13 protein-coding genes and 1 pseudogene are annotated in these 16786 nt (G+C 65.9%); 12 read left to right on the top strand and 2 right to left on the bottom strand.

All coding sequences use genetic code 11. From position 1 onward, the window contains the following. The first annotated feature begins 316 nt into the window (after positions 1 to 316). Positions 317 to 1063, top strand: coding sequence for a Fic family protein (locus JM949_RS09270; protein ID WP_203148010.1), 747 nt, complete (start codon positions 317 to 319; stop codon positions 1061 to 1063). Positions 1064 to 1154: 91 nt separating this feature from the next. Here the strand turns inward: JM949_RS09270 and JM949_RS09265 are convergent, their stop codons facing one another. Continuing rightward, complete coding sequence (locus tag JM949_RS09265; RefSeq protein ID WP_203148009.1) at positions 1155 to 1961, bottom strand: HAD family hydrolase; 807 nt, start codon at positions 1959 to 1961, stop codon at positions 1155 to 1157. 1422 nt (positions 1962 to 3383) lie between these two features. Between JM949_RS09265 and JM949_RS09260 the strand changes: the two genes are divergently transcribed. The 7 genes and pseudogenes from JM949_RS09260 (at position 3384) to JM949_RS09230 (ending at position 11424) form a co-directional block, all read left to right on the top strand. Further along, positions 3384 to 4694, top strand: coding sequence for a hypothetical protein (locus JM949_RS09260; RefSeq protein ID WP_203148008.1), 1311 nt, complete (start codon positions 3384 to 3386; stop codon positions 4692 to 4694). Then, positions 4588 to 5253, top strand: a complete 666-nt coding sequence (locus JM949_RS09255; protein WP_309232081.1) for a GNAT family N-acetyltransferase — start codon at positions 4588 to 4590, stop codon at positions 5251 to 5253. Before JM949_RS09260 ends, JM949_RS09255 begins: the two co-directional genes overlap by 107 nt. A 61-nt stretch (positions 5254 to 5314) precedes the next feature. Next, positions 5315 to 5674: a hypothetical protein gene (locus JM949_RS09250; protein ID WP_203148007.1), complete on the top strand. Its 360-nt coding sequence runs from the start codon at positions 5315 to 5317 to the stop codon at positions 5672 to 5674. Between the two features lie 153 nt (positions 5675 to 5827). Continuing rightward, positions 5828 to 6976 carry a DUF262 domain-containing protein gene (locus JM949_RS09245; RefSeq protein WP_203148006.1) on the top strand — a complete coding sequence of 383 codons (1149 nt, stop codon included), beginning with the start codon at positions 5828 to 5830 and terminating at the stop codon, positions 6974 to 6976. Between the two features lie 8 nt (positions 6977 to 6984). Then, positions 6985 to 7473 (top strand): HEPN domain-containing protein, encoded by a 489-nt coding sequence (locus tag JM949_RS09240; protein ID WP_203148005.1) that lies wholly within the window; start codon positions 6985 to 6987, stop codon positions 7471 to 7473. Between the two features lie 1691 nt (positions 7474 to 9164). Further along, positions 9165 to 10221, top strand: a pseudogene (locus JM949_RS40155) (IS110 family RNA-guided transposase). A gap of 75 nt (positions 10222 to 10296) precedes the next feature. Then, positions 10297 to 11424: an AlbA family DNA-binding domain-containing protein gene (locus JM949_RS09230; protein ID WP_203148004.1), complete on the top strand. Its 1128-nt coding sequence runs from the start codon at positions 10297 to 10299 to the stop codon at positions 11422 to 11424. 76 nt (positions 11425 to 11500) lie between these two features. Here the strand turns inward: JM949_RS09230 and JM949_RS09225 are convergent, their stop codons facing one another. Then, a complete protein-coding gene (locus tag JM949_RS09225; RefSeq protein ID WP_203148003.1) occupies positions 11501 to 12190 on the bottom strand; it encodes a hypothetical protein in 690 nt (229 codons plus the stop codon). A 1542-nt stretch (positions 12191 to 13732) separates the two neighbouring features. Between JM949_RS09225 and JM949_RS09220 the strand changes: the two genes are divergently transcribed. The 4 genes from JM949_RS09220 to JM949_RS09205 all read left to right on the top strand — a co-directional run bounded on the left by JM949_RS09220 (position 13733) and on the right by JM949_RS09205 (position 16723). Next, entirely contained in the window at positions 13733 to 14152 is a 420-nt protein-coding gene (locus tag JM949_RS09220; protein ID WP_203148002.1) for a RidA family protein, read from the top strand. A gap of 111 nt (positions 14153 to 14263) precedes the next feature. Further along, positions 14264 to 14956 carry an SMI1/KNR4 family protein gene (locus JM949_RS09215; protein WP_203148001.1) on the top strand — a complete coding sequence of 231 codons (693 nt, stop codon included), beginning with the start codon at positions 14264 to 14266 and terminating at the stop codon, positions 14954 to 14956. A 205-nt stretch (positions 14957 to 15161) separates the two neighbouring features. Further along, entirely contained in the window at positions 15162 to 15716 is a 555-nt protein-coding gene (locus tag JM949_RS09210) for an RNA polymerase sigma factor (protein ID WP_203148000.1), read from the top strand. After that, complete coding sequence (locus tag JM949_RS09205) at positions 15716 to 16723, top strand: CU044_5270 family protein (RefSeq protein WP_203147999.1); 1008 nt, start codon at positions 15716 to 15718, stop codon at positions 16721 to 16723. The genes JM949_RS09210 and JM949_RS09205 overlap by 1 nt, the downstream gene beginning before the upstream one ends. Positions 16724 to 16786: the final 63 nt, after the last annotated feature.

The following is a 16786-nucleotide window of genomic DNA, read 5'->3' as shown; positions in this document are numbered from 1 at the left end:
CCGCCCCGGGCCTTCCGCCCCCGGGCCTTCCGCCCCCGGGCCTTCCGCCCCCGGCTTGCGGTCCGCGCTCGGTCCGGTGCTTGATCAACACGGGTTCCTGGAAAACGGGGTGTCCTACTGGCCTGGATGCCCCGACTTCCAGGAACGCGTGTTGATAAGCCGGGTCGGGGAGAGGGCGCGCCGGGTCGAGGGGAGGATGCGTTGGGCGAGGGAGAGCGCACCGGGTTGAGGGACGGTCGCGCCGGGGCGGGTGGTGCCGGTCGCGTTGCGGGCGGGTGCGACCCGCCGCGCCCGGGCGGGTCGCTAGCGTGGCGGGGTGACCACCGACCCGCTCGCGCCCCTGCTCGCGCTCGCCGACATCGCCGCCGCCGTCGAGCAGGCGCGCGAGCGGTTCGACAAGGCGCTCGGGCACCGGGCGCTGCGTCGAAACGGTGGCCAGGTGGCGGCCGAGGTCAGTCTCCGCTCCGCGGTGGCCAGCGCCGCTCTGGAGGGCGTCGGGCACGAACGCGAGGCGGTCCGGGCCGGCACCGTCACCGACCCCGTGCTGCAAGGGGCGTTGCGGGTCGCCGGGGCGCTACCCGGTCTGAGCGAGCTGTGGCCGAAGGCGCCCCGGCAGGCGTTGGCGAAGCTGCACGTCCTCGCCGCGCGGGGCATCGTGCCGGAAGCCGAGCTGGGCCGTCCGGTGGCCGACCCGGTGGTCGCCACCCGGCTGGACGGGCTCGCCGGGCTGGTCGCCGGTGGCACGAAGGTCTCCCCGTTGGTGCTCGCCGCGGTCGTACACGGGGAGCTGTTGAACCTCCGCCCGTTCGCCGGCCCGTCCGGCGTGGTGGCCCGGGGGGCCGCCCGCCTGGTGCTGCTCGCCAGCGGCCTCGACCCGCGTGGCCTGCTCGCCGTCGACGTCGGCCACCGCGAGCGGGAGCCCGAGTACGTCGGCTCGGCGGGCGCGTTCGCCACCGGCACACCGGACGGGCTGCGCTCCTGGCTGCGCCACTACATGGCGGCCGTCGAGGTCGGCGCCGACCAGCTCACCGTCATCGGCGACGAGATCCTCGCCGCCGCCTGACCGCCCGCCCTGGCGGTCTCGGGTACGCCGGCGGCGGCCCTACCAGGCGGTTCGGGTGGTGACGACGTCCTGCCGCGATCAGTCGTGGGGATCAGGCGGTGGTGGCGGCGGCGCGGGTACGCCGGTGCCGGCCATACCAGGCGATGCCGATGGCCACGCCCACCCCGACGCCCAGGGCCGCCGCGGCCACCGGCACCGCGGGACGTTCCCGCAGCCGTCGACCCAGCGGAATCGGGTGCCGGAACTCCAGCACCGGCCAGGCGTTCTCCGAGGCCAGCTTGCGCAGCTGCCGGTCCGGATTGACCACGCTCGGGTGGCCGACGCACTCCAACAGCGGACGGTCGCTGTACGAGTCGGAGTAGGCGTACGAGTCAGCCAGGTCGTAGTCCCGGGCGGCGGCCAGCTCGCTGACCGCCTCGACCTTGCTCGGGCCGGCCGCGTAGAACTCGACCTCACCGCTGTACCGGCCGTCCCGGACCGCCATCCGGGTGGCGATCACATCCGTCACCCCGAGCAGCTCGCCGATCGGCCGGACCATCTCCTCGCCGGACGCCGAGACCAGCACCACGTCCCGCCCGGCCGCCTGGTGCTCCTCGATCAGCGCGGCGGCTTCGGCGTACACGTAGGGGTTGATCAGCTCGTGGAGCGTCTCCGCGACGATCTGGCGGACCTGCTCCACCTGCCAGCCCTTGCAGAGCGCGGCCAGGTAGTCCCGTGTTCGGGCCATGGTCTGCTCGTCGGTGCCGCCCAGCCGGAACATCAGCTGCGCGTACGCCGACTTGACCACGTCACGCCGAGTGATCAGCCCGTCCCGGTAGAACGGCCGACCGAACGCCAGGGCGCTCGACTTGGCGATGACGGTCTTGTCCAGATCGAAGAAAGCGGCACTTCGGCCCACGGCGCGAAAGTCTAGCCGGATGGTCTATCGTCGGCGGGTGCCCGGGGTCATGCCACCCCTCAGACCTGCGGGCTGGCGCCACCACCTCCGCTCCGCGTGATCGCGCTCACACTCCGCGAGGAGATTTTCGCAGTGAGTGGAGTCGACACCACTCGACGTGACGGGCCCGCTCAGGCAGACTTGTCCGTACGACGAGATTTCACATCCTCGACAACAGACAAGACCCTCGGCGGTTGCACCCCCCGTGACCGCTGAGTGGTTCGGCTCGACCCCCCCGGAGCCGAACCTTCGACGACCCCCGTCTCCCCCCGACGGGGGTCGTCCCTTTCTGCTGGAAGCGCTCCACCGCTGGTCAGCGGTGTGTCCGCCCGGCCAGCCGGGTTGGGGTGACGGGCGAAAGTCAGCTGAGCGTCAGCGAAGGTCAGCCGGACCCGGTCGGCGAACACCGTTGCCCGGCCGTAGACGCTCATCGGAGCGAGCCCTCCGGTGGCAGCTTGCTCGCGCGTACCAGGATCTGTGCCTGAGGGCCGCGACGGCCCGACGGAGAGAGCCTGATGCCCTCGACCCAGATCCACCCGTCTTGGGGAGGGCGGTTAGCCACCAGCCGTACCCCGGTCACCCACAACCGCACGGGCCCGTCCGACGGCAGAAGGCGATCGGCCGCGTCGATGTCCAGCACTGCGCCGAGTCGTACCCGAACGTCAAACACCGCGTCTCCTCGTCGTTGACGCCGCGTTGTGGCGAGGCGGCGCGCTTCCAGTCGTGGGTCGCTGGATCTGAAGACCGGTGATCTGAGCGAACACCTCCCGCCGGGCCAGAGCCTTACCGGTGGCCAGATCGATGGAGTAGCCGGTCAGCCACACCCATCCGTGGTATGTCGGCTTGTCGCAGACCGAGGTCACCCGCAGCCACAGAGCCCGATCACCGCCAAACTGCACCGACGCTCGATCGTCAATCAGCACCAGGTCGCCTGGAACGGGGACACCTGGCCGGCGCGGCGTGGCTGTGCGAGGCACCGGGGCTGGTGGGCCACTCATTGACCGTCGTTCGGGTCGCGGTCCCACGCCAGCACCCACTCCGGGCCAGCCTCGGCAGGTTGCCGCTCGTCCGGGACCGGCACAGCCCAGGCAGGACCGACGCACTTATGGGCCTGGATACCACCCTCGACCGTGTTCGCAACCGAATCGGCACGGGCACGAGGGGTGGGGTGCCGTTTTGCCACGTGCATTTCAGCGGCGAGTACACGCACAATTGCGGTGGGTGAGAGGTCCATGGTGGAGATAGAACACCCGGTTGTGGAGATCGATCGAGGACCGAAGCAGCACCTCTGACGGACCTCGGGCGGACACCATGAGGACCTGCGTTGTGTTCAGGACCTCGCGTAAGTGAGCGTGGAGATAGCCCATCAGGAAGGCGTCGACGATGGCCCGAGATCGCCGCGAACCTCGCACCGTCCTGGAGTACCTGATCCAGTGCAGCGACCGTACGTACGAGGAACTGGCTGACGAGTTCAGCCGCATTGACTCCCGCGCGGCGATCAGCGCGCGGCACCTCGGCCGGCTAGCTCGCGGCGAACGGGACCTGGCCTCATCAACCCCCGCCACACGGCGGGCGTTGCAGGCCATGTTCGGCAAGCCGGTCGATGAGTTGCAGCGCCCCTGGGCATCCCACCAGTTGACCCCTGCGCCGGCCCGACACCTCATCGTCGAGCCCACCGGCGCCGGCCCGGAAAGGAACCTCCTCGCCATGGCCGCACAACGCGCCCGCCAGTACGCAATGCTCGCCGCCGAAGCCACCTCCCCGGCAGCCATCGACCAGCTCACCGAGGATGTGCAACGCCTCGCTCTGGCCTACCCACAACGACCGGTCAGCCAGATCCTGCCGGACCTGGCCGAGACTCAGGACACCCTGTTCACGCTGCTCGAACGTCGCCAACAGCCGACCCAGTCGCGTGACCTGCACTTCCTCGCCGGCATCACCAGCGGCCTACTCGCCAAGGTCTCGCACGACATGGCCGACCCGCACTCGGCCATGCTGCAAGCCCGAACCGCTGTCCTCTGCGCCGACCAGTCGGGCCATCCCGGGTTGCAAGCCTGGCTCCGCGGACTTCAATCGCTGGTCGCCTACTGGGCCGGTCGGTACGCCGAAGCCGTCCGCTATGCCGAGGCCGGACGCGAGTACGCGACCCAAGCAGGCGGCACCTCCGCCGTCTGGCTGCCCGTCAGCGCCGCACGCGCCTACGCCGCACTCGGTAACGCGGAACAGGCCAAGGCCGCCATCACCGAGGCCGAGGACGCCTGGTCCCGGGTACGCCCCGACGAGATGGACGAGATCGGCGGCATCTGCACCTTCAACCAGCCCCGCACGCTCTACTACGCCAGCGACGCCCTCGCCTGGCTGCCCGGCGAAGCCGACGCCACCGAACGCTACGCCCTGCGTGCCGTTCAGGCGTACTCCGACCGCTACGACCCGGCGTGGGCCTTCGGCGACCAGGCCGGCTCCCACACCAACCTCGCCATTGCCCGCGTCGCCAGCGGAGAGCTCGATGCCGCCGCTGATGCCCTCGCCCCCGTACTCGACCTTCCCGCCGACCAGCGCATCAACGGCGTCATCCACTCCGTCCGCCGTGTCCACCAGGCCATCACCCGCGCAGGCCACGCCAACGACGCCCGCGACCTCATCGACGGCATCGAGCACTTCACACACACGCCTGCCAACGCCCTTCCTCGATAAGGCACCATCAGCACATGTACCCGATCACCATCCCCGCCGCGTCATCACCCTTCGCGAACTGCGACCCGATGACGCGGCCGACGCTTTGGCGATCGTCGGTGACGACCGGGTCACACAGTGGCTCTCGTTCGACAGCCGCGACCAGGCCGCCACTGTCGCCATGGTTGAGGGAGCTGTAAGCCGTGCGCAGCTCCACCCGCGCACTGAGTACTACCTAGCCGTCGCTGACACCTCAGATCGGATGATCGGCTTCGCCCGCCTCGGACTCACCGGGCACCAGGCCGCCAAGCTTGGCTACGCCATCGGCGCCGATCACTGGGGCCACGGCTATGCCACCGACGCAGCCCGAACCATCATCGACTACGGCTTTCGAGAGCTGAAGCTTCACCGCGTCACCGCAGCTATCGGCCCCGACAACGCTTCCTCCATCGGCGTTGCCAAGCGGCTCGGGATGCAGTACGAAGGCCGGCTACGCGATCACGTCTTCACCAACGGCGCCTGGCGCGACTCCCAGCTCTACTCGGTCCTCGCCCCAGAGTGGAACGACACCGCCGGCTGACGCCATTGTCGCTCTGCACGCGGCGAGCAATTCCGATCATGGCACCGGTACGATCGCCGCCATGCGCGACGCCGACACGCCGCCGCAGGATCCCGCCGACCGCCCCTACGCCCGCACCGAACTCACACCTCGCCAACGAGCGGCCGTCATCCGAACCGCCGCAGCCGAGGTGCGCCAGCGTGTGCAGGAGTGGCGTAATTCGCCTGGCTGGCAGGACAAACCGACGAACGCTTACCGGTATCAGGCGACCTTCGTCGCAGTCGCGGCGCTTGACGCTGTGCCCGAACCGACCACTGCGGTCGAACTCACCAGACTCGTCGATGCCGTTCGACCCCTACTTGTTGAGTGGCGGCCGAGTCGACCTGGTCCCGAACAGCAGATCTTTGTTGCGGTCGAGCGACTTCGGAAGGCATGCGGGTAGCGCCGGCCGCGCGGAATCTCTACGTCGTCAAGGCAGCTCTTGACAGGGCAGCACGAACGCCGCCCAGGCGCGCACGCCGGTCGCACCGCTGCAACAGTCACAGAAGGGCGGCGGCGTCCAGTTCGACCTGCGGTCGTCGCTAGAGTCATCGTCATGACTGAAGCAGCGCCGTGCAGCGGGCAGCCCGAGGAGGAGACGGGACCAGCCGAAGCCGTTGATCTAACCAGGGAGGACCGAGAGTCTCTGGAGGAGGCCGAAGCGGAAGCGCGTCCGGTCTCGTACAGCGGCACGGACTTCGACGTAGAGGGCATCGTTCGGCGTCTGAAACGGGGCGACATTGTCATCCCCAGGTTCGGAGATGAATCGGTAGAAATTGAGACTGACCGCTTCCAGCGAAGTTTCGTTTGGCGTCGCCCCCAGATGGATCGCTTTATCGAGTCATTGCTTCTCGAGTATCCTATCCCCGGCATCATTCTGGTTCAGCAGTTGGATAAGCGCTACCTCGTTTTGGACGGCCAGCAAAGACTGAACACCTTGGCGGAGTTCTATCGCGGCATGCATCGAGAGCGCGAGTTTTCACTCGTCAATGTCGCAGATAGATTCAAGGGGTTGACATATGAAACGCTTCCTCCGGAGCTACGACGAACCCTTAATAACACGTTTATTCAGGCAACAATTGTTAAGACGGATGGCTCGGCGGGTTCCCTCGACGCAATCTACCAGGTTTTCGAACGCTTGAATTCCGGCGGCACTCAGCTTACCCCTCACGAGATTCGGGTCGCGCTTTACGCTGGAGGTTTCATTGGGCTGCTTGGTCAGCTCAACGACCAACCGGCGTGGCGAAAACTGTACGGCAACAAGTCACCCAGGCTCCGGGACCAAGAGCTCGTGCTGCGCACCTTGGCGTTGTATGTTTCTGCTGCCACGTATCGACGACCCTTGAAGACTTTTTTGAACGACTTCGTTGGGGAATACCGAGAAATCACGAAGTTCCCGGTGGACCGGATTGTGCAGCAGTTCGAAACTGCGGCCCGCCTACTCGAGGCGGGACCCGGGCGGCGCGCACTGCGGTGGGCTGGCAACCGGGCTGTAAATGCTGCCCTTGCTGAAGCTGTTTTTGTGGGCTTGATGCGCCGTTTGGATCTCGGCGGCACCGAGCCGACTCCGGAAGCAGTGGCAGCGGCAGTCGAGCGGTTTCAGGGGGACGAGAGATTGGCCAACGCCGTCACTCGTGCAACCGCAGATGAAGAGAGTGTTCGGACTAGGCTCGCTATCACCACTCGCGAATTCGCTTCGATCTAGGGAGAATGGTGACCTGGCCACCCCTCGAGGTCCGGAACTTAGAGCGAAAGCTGGATGAGCTTATAGCTTTGACTGATGATCGAAGAGATGTAACGGACGAGATCAGGGCGTGGCTGGCTCGGTTACTAGTCGTTAGGTCGTGCGGCTACTTGGAGCAAACGGTCGTCGAGACTCTGCGAGCCTACGTCAGGGAGAAATCGTATGGGATGGTTCGCGCCTTTGCTCATTCTTACCTAGAAAGGAGCAAGAATCCGTCTCTTGCGAACATGGACGATCAGCTAGGCAGGCTCGATGCAGGCCTGCAAGCCGACTTCAGGGAATTTCTAGAGGCGGATGACCAGAGGCTGGCGCGGGAACTTTCTTTCTTGGTTGACCGTCGCCATAAGATTGCTCACGGTCTAAACGAGGGCATAACGCCAGTGCGTGCGCTCCGGCTGGCAGCATCCTCGAAAGAGGTCGCTGATTGGCTCATCCTCCGTTTGAACCCATTTCCTTGACGGGGGTGCGGCACGAGGCGGTTGTCCGGCATCCACGGCGAGCTCCAGAACGTGCGCGCGAGGCTAGCGTGAGCGCTGGTCACAAATGGGCATTCTTCCTCCTCGAAGGGGCCGGGCGAGGGTGAGGGAATAGCAGGGCGCGTGCCCAGAGCTACCTGTTGCTCATACGGTTCCAGATAGCCAAAATCAACTATTGTCTGAACTTTTGGAAGTTTTTTCAGCCGGGTAAATCTCACCGCCCGAATCTCGGCACTTGCCTCGTACTGCAACCACACCAGCGCAGGCGCGCCGGTAAACTCCTATCCAACGCGTTCCAGTAGAAGTCTCTCAGCGTCAAGATCACGGTCTGGGAGGGATGCGCGATGTGCGGACCTCGTGCAATCCACCCGACAGCAGCCCAGTTCATTCCTCCCAAAAATGCTCCCCAGTGATCTTGCTGATACAAGATGACAATTTTGGCATCAACGATCGGCACATGAGAGTCATTGACGATATGGATCGTCGTCCTGCCGTCATCATTGGCGACCCAAATGCGGACTGCACTTCGCTCAGCGCGACGACGTCGTGAGACTTCGCCTAGATACACCGTGAGGGCCACGAGAGCAGCGGCGAGAGTGCCGAGGGCCTCAAAGGCACCCCACCCTGACCAAGACCAGAACGATGTGGACGACACGTACTCAAAATAGTGGACGCTGTCACGAGGGCTAACTTCCCGCGTCGTGAGCAGGCGGCGGTCGACCGCTCAGCAGGTGACTAGCTGGTTGGCGACGCAAAAACCCCTCCAGCTCAGGCAGCCGCTCCACCCGATTGAAGCGATCGACGACGGTCGAGGAGGGTCCGGGAATCTAGTCTCAGTATTGCCGAAACGTCCTCTCTTGGATCAAGGCGCTCCGCGCGGCGCGGGCCGGGGCGCGGCAAACGGCTCCTGCGGAGCCGCCGCCCTGGCACAAGGGCGCCGGGGCGGAAAGTCAGCCGGCCCGAACCCCACGCCCCGCCCCGCGCGTCAGCCTGGGTCAATGAAGTGACCCGGTGACGAGTCCCGGAGGACGACCGGGACCAGGACGACAACGTCTCCCTACCGGCCTCTTCCCACCCCGTGACGTCTCACCGCGGACCGGGTCTGCGGTCGACCTGGGGGCGAGTTGCCGAACGGAATCCGTCGGCCGCGCTCGGGTCCGAGGTGGGGAAAGGGTGAGGGTGAGAAGGGGGTGGTGGGTGGGGGCGGGGTTGGGGTTAGAGCTGCCTCCGGCGGGGGCCAGACGACTCCAGGATGGAGTTGCCGAACGGTTCCGGGTTGTGGGTGGTTCAGGGGGGATGCCATCCCGCCAGCCACCGACTCAGGCAAGCCGAGCAGACCAGGGCCAGGGTGACAAGGTCGTACGTCCGGTAGGGCGCTCCACCTTGTCACCCTGGCCCTGGCCCGCTCCACGATGTGTGGGTCGGCGGCAGACAGTGAGGATGGTGGGGTGTGTCGCCGGGTTGGTCTGACTCACCGGCAGACCGACGGTTACTGTCCTCATCCCGATTCGTCGGCTGGCCCGGTGGCCCCGGCAGCCGCATGTCACCGGACAGGCGTCGTGACCTGATAGGAGCCTGTGCGAGAGGCGCCCACCACTGTGTTGTCCGCATCGCCTGACCGGTGACGTGTCCACGTGTTCTCGACGCGACCGAGAAAGGCGGACCTCACCAGCATGGCAGCGAAGAAGCGATCTCTCATCGGCGGTGTTGACACCCACCGCGACACCCACCACGCCGCTGTCATCGACAGCACCGGCGGGCTCCTGGCCGACGCCGAGTTCCCAGCGACCACCGCCGGCTACATGGATCTGCTGGCCTGGATGCGCTCCTTCGGGCGGGTGACTGCCGTGGGCGTGGAGGGCACCGGCAGCTACGGAGCCGGCCTCGCCCGCTACCTGACCAGCAGAAAGATCGCTGTCATGGAGGTAGACCGGCCGGACCGCCGCGCCCGCCGCGCACAGGGCAAGTCCGATCCGATCGACGCGATCGCCGCCGCCCGGGCGACCCTTGCAGGCACCGCGATGGGCACGCCGAAGGCCCGCACTGGGCCGGTCGAGGCCATCCGCGCCCTTAGGGTCGCCCGTCGAGGAGCCGTCAAAGGCCCGCACCGCAGCGCTCAATCAGATGCGCGGCCTGGTCGCCGCCGCCTCCGAACCGCTGCGAGCCCACCTGACCAGGGTCAGCGCTGCCGTGCTGGTCAGCCGGTGCGCTGGGCTGACCTACGACCCAGCCAGACTCCACGAGCCGGAACACGCCACCGCCGCAGCCCTGGTTGGGCTCGCCCGCCGGGTCACTGCCCTCACCGAGGAGATCACCGCCCTCGACCAGCAGGTGGCACCCATCGTCCGGAAAACGGCGCCCCGCACCTCGGCCCTGTTCGGTGTCGGCCCCGACGTCGCCGCCCAACTGCTCACCACCGCCGGCGACAACCCCGACCGGCTGCACTCCGAAGCCGCGCTGGCGCACCTCTGCGGCGCAGCACCCATCCCCGCCAGCTCAGGACGGGTGCGCCGCCACCGCCTGCACCGAGGAGGCGACCGCGGCGCCAACCACGCCCTGCACACCATCGCGCTCTGCCGCCTACGCTACGACCAGCGCACCCGCGCCTACCAGCAACGACGCATCACCGAAGGCCTCAGCAAACAGGAGATCCTGCGCTGTCTGAAGCGCTACATCGTCCGCGACGTCTACACCGCCCTACGCGCCGACTTCGCCGCCCTCACCTCTTGACCTCCATAGGAGCATCGGGATGGCGAGGGTCAACAAGCTAGCTAGCCATCTGCCTCATCTGCCAGGATTACCACCATGGCTGCCGCAGCGGAATTCTCTCCCCAAACCTACCGACTCCAGTTACAAAACGGCGTCGAGATTTCGCCAATAGCCGTAAGCATTCCATACGCAATAGCACCCGTGGACCTTACGTTCGATTTCAACGGAAAAGGGTTCGTTGAAGTGGCGGAACTTATTCCCTTCATCCTCAAACATAAGAGCGATGCACGCTGGAGGACCGTCCGCCTAGACCCGCTGTCACGCTATCGGAACCCTGATGACTACTACACTGGACTCACTGGCGGACTGTCGATTGAGATCAACGAAGAAGATTTTCGCGTCGGTTTCGATAACGCGTGTCGAGTGGTTTTGAACATCTTTCTTGAGGGCTTGCCTCTTAACTTGAATGAACATGAATTCGAGGGAAGGATCGCGCGACTCCTTGACTCGACCGCGTATGAACTCCTATACGTCCTTGCAGGTGAGGAGGGGTGGGAAGTTGTCTTCAAGGTCCCAAGCGAGCACGTTGCCATCGCGGATGTAGCCACCTTTGTGGGGGAAGTCCGGCTTGCTGCTTTCATTCCACTCCCCGTAGGGGATGATCCGAGAAGCCGCCAAGCAGCAAAGGGCCTCCTCTTGGCAGGCAAAGCAGAATCGCTAGTGGGGCTTGCTGAGTCCTCTTGGATGGAAGCAAAGAGCCAAGCCTACAAATTGGAGACCGAGGCGGGGAAGGTAGAACTAGCGCAGGACGCCGCTCGCTTCGCAAACTCCGAGGCTGGAGGGATGCTGATAATTGGTCTAAGGACGAAGCGGCGATCCGGTCGAGACGTGGTCACCAAGGTGACTCCAGTGGAACTTGAAGCGACTGCGCCGGAGCGCTATAGGAGCATAATTGATTTTCGCGTATTCCCTGTTATACGTGGCCTAGGGGTGCATGTCATCCCCTGCAACGGTAAAGCTTTGCTACTAGTGGACATTCCTCCGCAACCTGACCGGGACAAGCCGTTCCTGGTTCATGGCACAATAGTCGACGGCCGAATCGAAGGGGCTTTCGTCTCCATAGTTCGCCGACGTGGCGAGGATTCCATAACGATCTCGCCGGCCGCGATTCACGCGATGCTGATAGCAGGAAAAGCGCAGCTCGAACAAAAAGCAATCGAGTAGTTCGCAGAGTCTCAGCGATGAACCACAAGTGGATAGTCGACCACCGACGACTGGTTGCGATACAGGCAGCACCAGCCTACCTGGCCGTCTGCGGCGAATGCATAAGACGGCGATCGGCGGCTCGATTAGCCCTGAACCCGGGTGCTTGGACGGTGGCCAAGGTGCGATCCGCGATCCAGCCTTCAGAAAGAATTGCCAAGTGCATCAACACTGGCCGAATGTAGGTGCTCTGAATTTCCACAACCCAACCGAAGTGAGGCTCCAGCAGATCTCGAAAGCGCACCGCACCAGTCCAGATCGCCGATGCAGGCCCAGCCGTAACGAGAATTTCTTCATAGGAGGCGTTGCGGAAAACTTGGAGCCGATCTTCCAAAGGGCAAAAAATTGCCGCAAGATAGTCCACGACATCGCGCGCTGTCCCCTCAGGCGCCCATCGCATGACGACAACCGCTTCCTCGATCAAATCAGCACCAACAGCATCGACGCCCAAGCGCTTTGCGGCCAGCACATGCTGGTATGAGGTGCGCATCTGTTCGAGTTCGGCCCTTGACACCCTCTTATTCAAAGTTCGAATACAAGCAGTTATGAATTTGTCGGCCATTGCCTCGTCAAGTGAGATGGCGTAGGCATCATCTTCAGATGAAGAACTGCCACGATCCTCAAGCGAGAGCGAGGCATTTAGCGCGGCTCTAAATGTTGCCTCAGGAATTCGCGACAGCAGTTCTACGTCATCCCGGTCTGCGACTTGATAAAAGTAGTCCACCACGTTATGGGGGTACTGAAGCCTTGATAACCCGCCATAGCAACTGTCCTAGCTCTGGCCAGGGCGTCCGGCGGCGCGACGGAGACCGAGCCCTTCCCCCTCCCAAGAGAGCGACGTAGGTTTCGCGGGACGAGTCCCTGCCTCCGCCAGCGCTCCAGCTGGAACACCGAGACATCGAGGCCTTCCAGCGCGAGGGCTTCGATGAGCAGCCGGTCTGCTTCACTCTCCGGGCCACGAGGCATCCCTCAGTTTTAGAACCCCGCGAACGTTACCGCCAGCGCTCCGGGCACGCTGCTCTACTTGACCTGTCAGCAGGGCAGCGACGAGCTGCTGCTCCACAGACGACTTTGGCCCCCGGATGCGTTATCACCCGAGGGCCGACCGCTCATCATCCCGTCGTCCGTACGAAGGAGGTTGTGGCGTGTCCAGACTACGTCGCCAGGCTGGGAACGTGCAGAATCATCAAGTGGATCACTACGAGCAGGCACCCCGGCGACTGCCGCTACGCTGGGCTGTCATTGGTGCCCTCACAGCGGCTGCGGGGACTGTCGCGAGTCTCGCTGGCGGCCCAGTTGATGCTTTCACCGTGTCCGTAGGCGTCGCAGCACTGCTACACACCATCCTGGACTAACCCATGAAGGGTTGCCCTTGACGAATCCCTGCGAGGGTTGGCCTGTCAGAGAGATGCCTGCGGGGTGCGTGGTAGAGGCAGCGAGGAAGCAGCGGCACGACCGGTAAGACCTGAAGTAGTTCGTCGTCCATCGGCGCGTCCACCACGACCAACGGCACTACTTGGCAGTGGATGACACCACAAGGTGCCCCACATCCGCGATCGGGACGAAGAGGTCTTGGCTGTACAGCGACGCACAGCCAAGCCGATCGACAAACGTGGTCCGAGAGCGACGACGGGCGACACGGCGAGCAGGCCAGCGGCGATCCCCGGCACTGGCCGACAGAAGCTTTGATCTTGCAAGGCGAGGATCGCAAACTGAGCGCACGCGCTCGCGGACTGCCCTGCGGGCGGCCTCCGGCCGTCCTCGGGCGCCCGCAGCGCTTCACCCTTGAGGTCAGCGGATCGTCAGCGAACGCCATACCGCGTGGCGGATCTCGATCATGCTCGACAGCACGACCAATACGTCTGCTCACGCGGTATGGCACCGGATCACACTCGTTGCTACCTCAGGTCACTTTCCCCCCGACGGGGGTCGTCCCTTTTCGCTGGAAGCGCTCCACCGCTGGTCACAGGCTGTCCTCGTCTCCAGGATCCCCGACACTTTCCCGATCGGGCCACGCAACGCGATACCGGTGCGTACCGGTGTCGGCGACCGGCTGGAGCAGCCCGGAGCGAACCAGCGAGGGCAGCCAGATCCGACACCGGAACGTTCGACCGGCCAAGCGGGCGGTCTGCCCGGTCGCGGAAGACGAGCGTGCGAGGGTCCGGATTGTCGGCAGCGGTGTGCGGCTCGCGGAGCGCGGCCAGGAGGAAGCCGGGCAGCGGCACGGCGGGGGCATCAGGATGATCGCTGCTCTGCGATGCTACGACCCATGTCCTCCTCGCGTCGCTTGGTCAGTTCAGGCTCACCGCTGGAGCCGGAAATCGGCTTCTCTCGAGCCGTGCGGATCGGGCAGTACGTGTCCGTGGCCGGGACCGCGCCGATCGCGGACGACGGCGGCACGGCCGGTCCGGGAGATGTGTACGCCCAGTCGGTTCGCTGCCTGGATATCGCCGAGCAGGCGCTGCGCGAGGCCGGTGCGACGCTCGCTGACGTCATCAGAACCAGAGTCATGCTCGTTGACATCACCCAATGGCGCGACGCGGCGCGCGCCCATGGCGAACGGTTCGATCAGATACGACCGGCATGCACCTTCGTCGAGGTGTCCCGCTTCATCGACCCGGCGTGGTCGGTCGAGTTCGAGATTGACGCCGTCGTGGCGACAAGCGATCCTGCTGCCCAGGCCTCCTGACCTGCCGCGATCAGCGCGCTGAGGTGTCGCGGATCAGGTGGCGGAGGACATGCCCGGCTGGCGGCCTTCGGCCGGCCTCGGTCGGACTGACCGGCGGAGGACACTGGGCGGATGCGCGAAGACGACGTGTTCCGGGGCATCGCCGCTCGGGTGGCAGCTCGCGACTACAGCGACGACGTGTACATCCGACCTGGCTGCCTCGACGCGAACGGCGTCTGGGTGGTGAACCCCATGCCTGAGAACACCCGCTGGCTGGTGGAACGTGGTTCGCAGGAGCACCTTGCCGCGCTGGCAGCCGACGCCGTCGACCCGCTGCCGCCGCTGGAGCCCGCCCCTGTGCAGGCGGTGGAGGACGCCGAACGGGTGCTCGGGCATCCGCTGCCGCCGCTGCTCCGACGCATCTACCTGGAGGTTGCCAATGGTGGCTTCGGTCCCGTACTAGGCGTCGCGGGCGGTTGCACTGACGATCTGGGGCGTACCACTGTCGATCGGCTTAACCCTCGAGAACCCGCCGGCTTGCTGCCGATCGCCCACTGGGGCTGTGCGATATACTCGTATGTCGACTGCGCGGGCCGGGGAGCGATGATGTGGGGCTACGACCCGAACTCGGGCCTCGCCGAACACTCGTTCTACGCGGAAGGCATCTCTCTCTTGGACTGGCTCGGTGAATGGCTGAAGGGAAGCCTTGAGCCGCCGCACCTTGAGCCCGACGGTGAGAGCGGGTGGGGCGCGACCGGCTCTCACCGCGCGCCCGGTCAGCCTGGCCACCTGCTCAATGACCCGTCCCAGCTGACCCTCTTCTGAGTCGGCGCCGACCCTTCGGACAACCTGCGGAGATCGACGAGCCGGCTGCCTGAGGCGGCACAGCGTCCGCCTGCGACTCGTTCACCGTTCGCCCTGACGAGGCCGAGTGCGCCCGTGTCGGCCGGCGAAAGTCAGCCTGGCGGTAATCCTCGGCCCCGTCGCGACACAAACCAGGGTGAGGGTCACCGAGGCAGTGGGGGTTTGGGTGGGTCCACCGAAGAAACGCGACGAGGCCTGGTTCACCAGCCTCTACGCCGCCGAGTACGCGCACATTGTCAGGTACGGCCTGCGCCGGCTCGGTGACGCGGATGCCTCGGCGGAGCTCGCTCAGGAGGTCTTCGTCGTCGCCTGGCGTCGGCGGGGCGAGGTTCCGGACCGCAGCCTGCCCTGGCTGTACGGGGTGGCCCGGCGTCTCCTGGCGAACCAGTGGCGGTCGAGGCGTGCCGCCCCGGACCTCCTGCCGATCGCCGATGTCGACCTGGCGCGGCTGGCCAGATCCTCAGCTGCCGATGCGACCGTCGGAGTCGCCGACGTTCAGGCTGCCCTGGCCGTCCTCAACGATATTGATCAGGAGATTCTCCGGCTGGTCGGCTGGGAGGAGCTGACGGTGTCCGAGGCGGCCACGGTGCTGGGCTGCGCCCGGACGACCGCGGCGGTGCGCCTGCACCGCGCCCGCCGCCGCCTCGCCGAGGCGATGTCTGACCGGCCCGTGGAGTCTCGGCACCGCCGGATGTTGGTGACCATTCGAGAGGACCTGTGATGTTCGGAGCAGAGCGCACCCGTACCCTCCTCGCGGCCGACCCGGCCCGGACCACCGCCGTCGGGCCTGCGCTGGTCTCGGCGCGCGAACTGATCGACCGGGCCGAAGCGGACGGGCCGGTGGTTGGAGGTCGCCGCGCACGTCCGAGTCGTCGGCTGGTTCTGACGGCCGGGACGCTGACGGTCGCGGCCGGTGCCGTAGCGGTCCTCCAGCCGTTCGGCGGGCCCACACCCCAGCGCCCGGATGACCCGGGGGTGGTGCCGGGCTCGGTGCTCGTGCCGGTCGCGTACCAGTTCGCCGCTGATCCGCCGGCCGCCGGCCCGCGCCTGCGTGCGCTCGCCGACACGGTCGTCAACGCCGGGTACGACAACCGGAGCGGGCGCTACATGTATCACCACACGAAGGTGTGGGGCGACCCGGTGATGACCTCCGCCGACGGCCGCCACCACGTGGCCTTCGCTGACGAGACGAAGGTCTGGCAGGCCGCCGACGGGACCGGTTACCAGGTCGACACCCAACTGGAACCGCAGTACCCGGACCAGGAATCTCGGGACTACTGGCAGCGTGCGCACGAGACGCGACCAGGCCCGGCCGGCACCCCCGCTCCCACCCTCATTCCGCTGCCGCCGATGGAGGTCAGGCCGCCGTCGGCCGATCCGTCCGAGCTGCGGGAGCTGCTGAAGGTCGAATACGGCGGGGGCGCGGCGAGCAAGGAGGTCAGCACGCTCTACGCGCGGTACGTCGTACCGCGGGCGACCCGTGCGGAAATCCTGCGGGTCCTCGCCGACGTGCCCGGCTTTCGCTGGCGGGGGCAGGTGACCGACCGCGCCGGCCGGAAGGGAGTCGCGGTCACGTTCGACGACCGCGATCATGCCGCGCAGTCTCTCCTGGTCTTTGCGCCGAAGACGGGCGAACTGCTCGCGCACGAGCGGCTGACGCTGTCGCCCACCCGGATCAGCGCGTACCAGGTGATCCTCGAGACCGCCTGGACCGATCGGGTCGGCTGACCGCTGATTCTCGGGGCCGCTTCCTTCGGGGAGCGGCCCGACGCATTTCCCGGCGATTGCGAG

Origin of the sequence: Micromonospora tarensis (assembly GCF_016803395.1) — a bacterium.
GTDB classification, from domain to species: domain Bacteria; phylum Actinomycetota; class Actinomycetes; order Mycobacteriales; family Micromonosporaceae; genus Micromonospora; species Micromonospora tarensis.
This window is presented reverse-complemented; position numbering and strand designations above follow the sequence as displayed.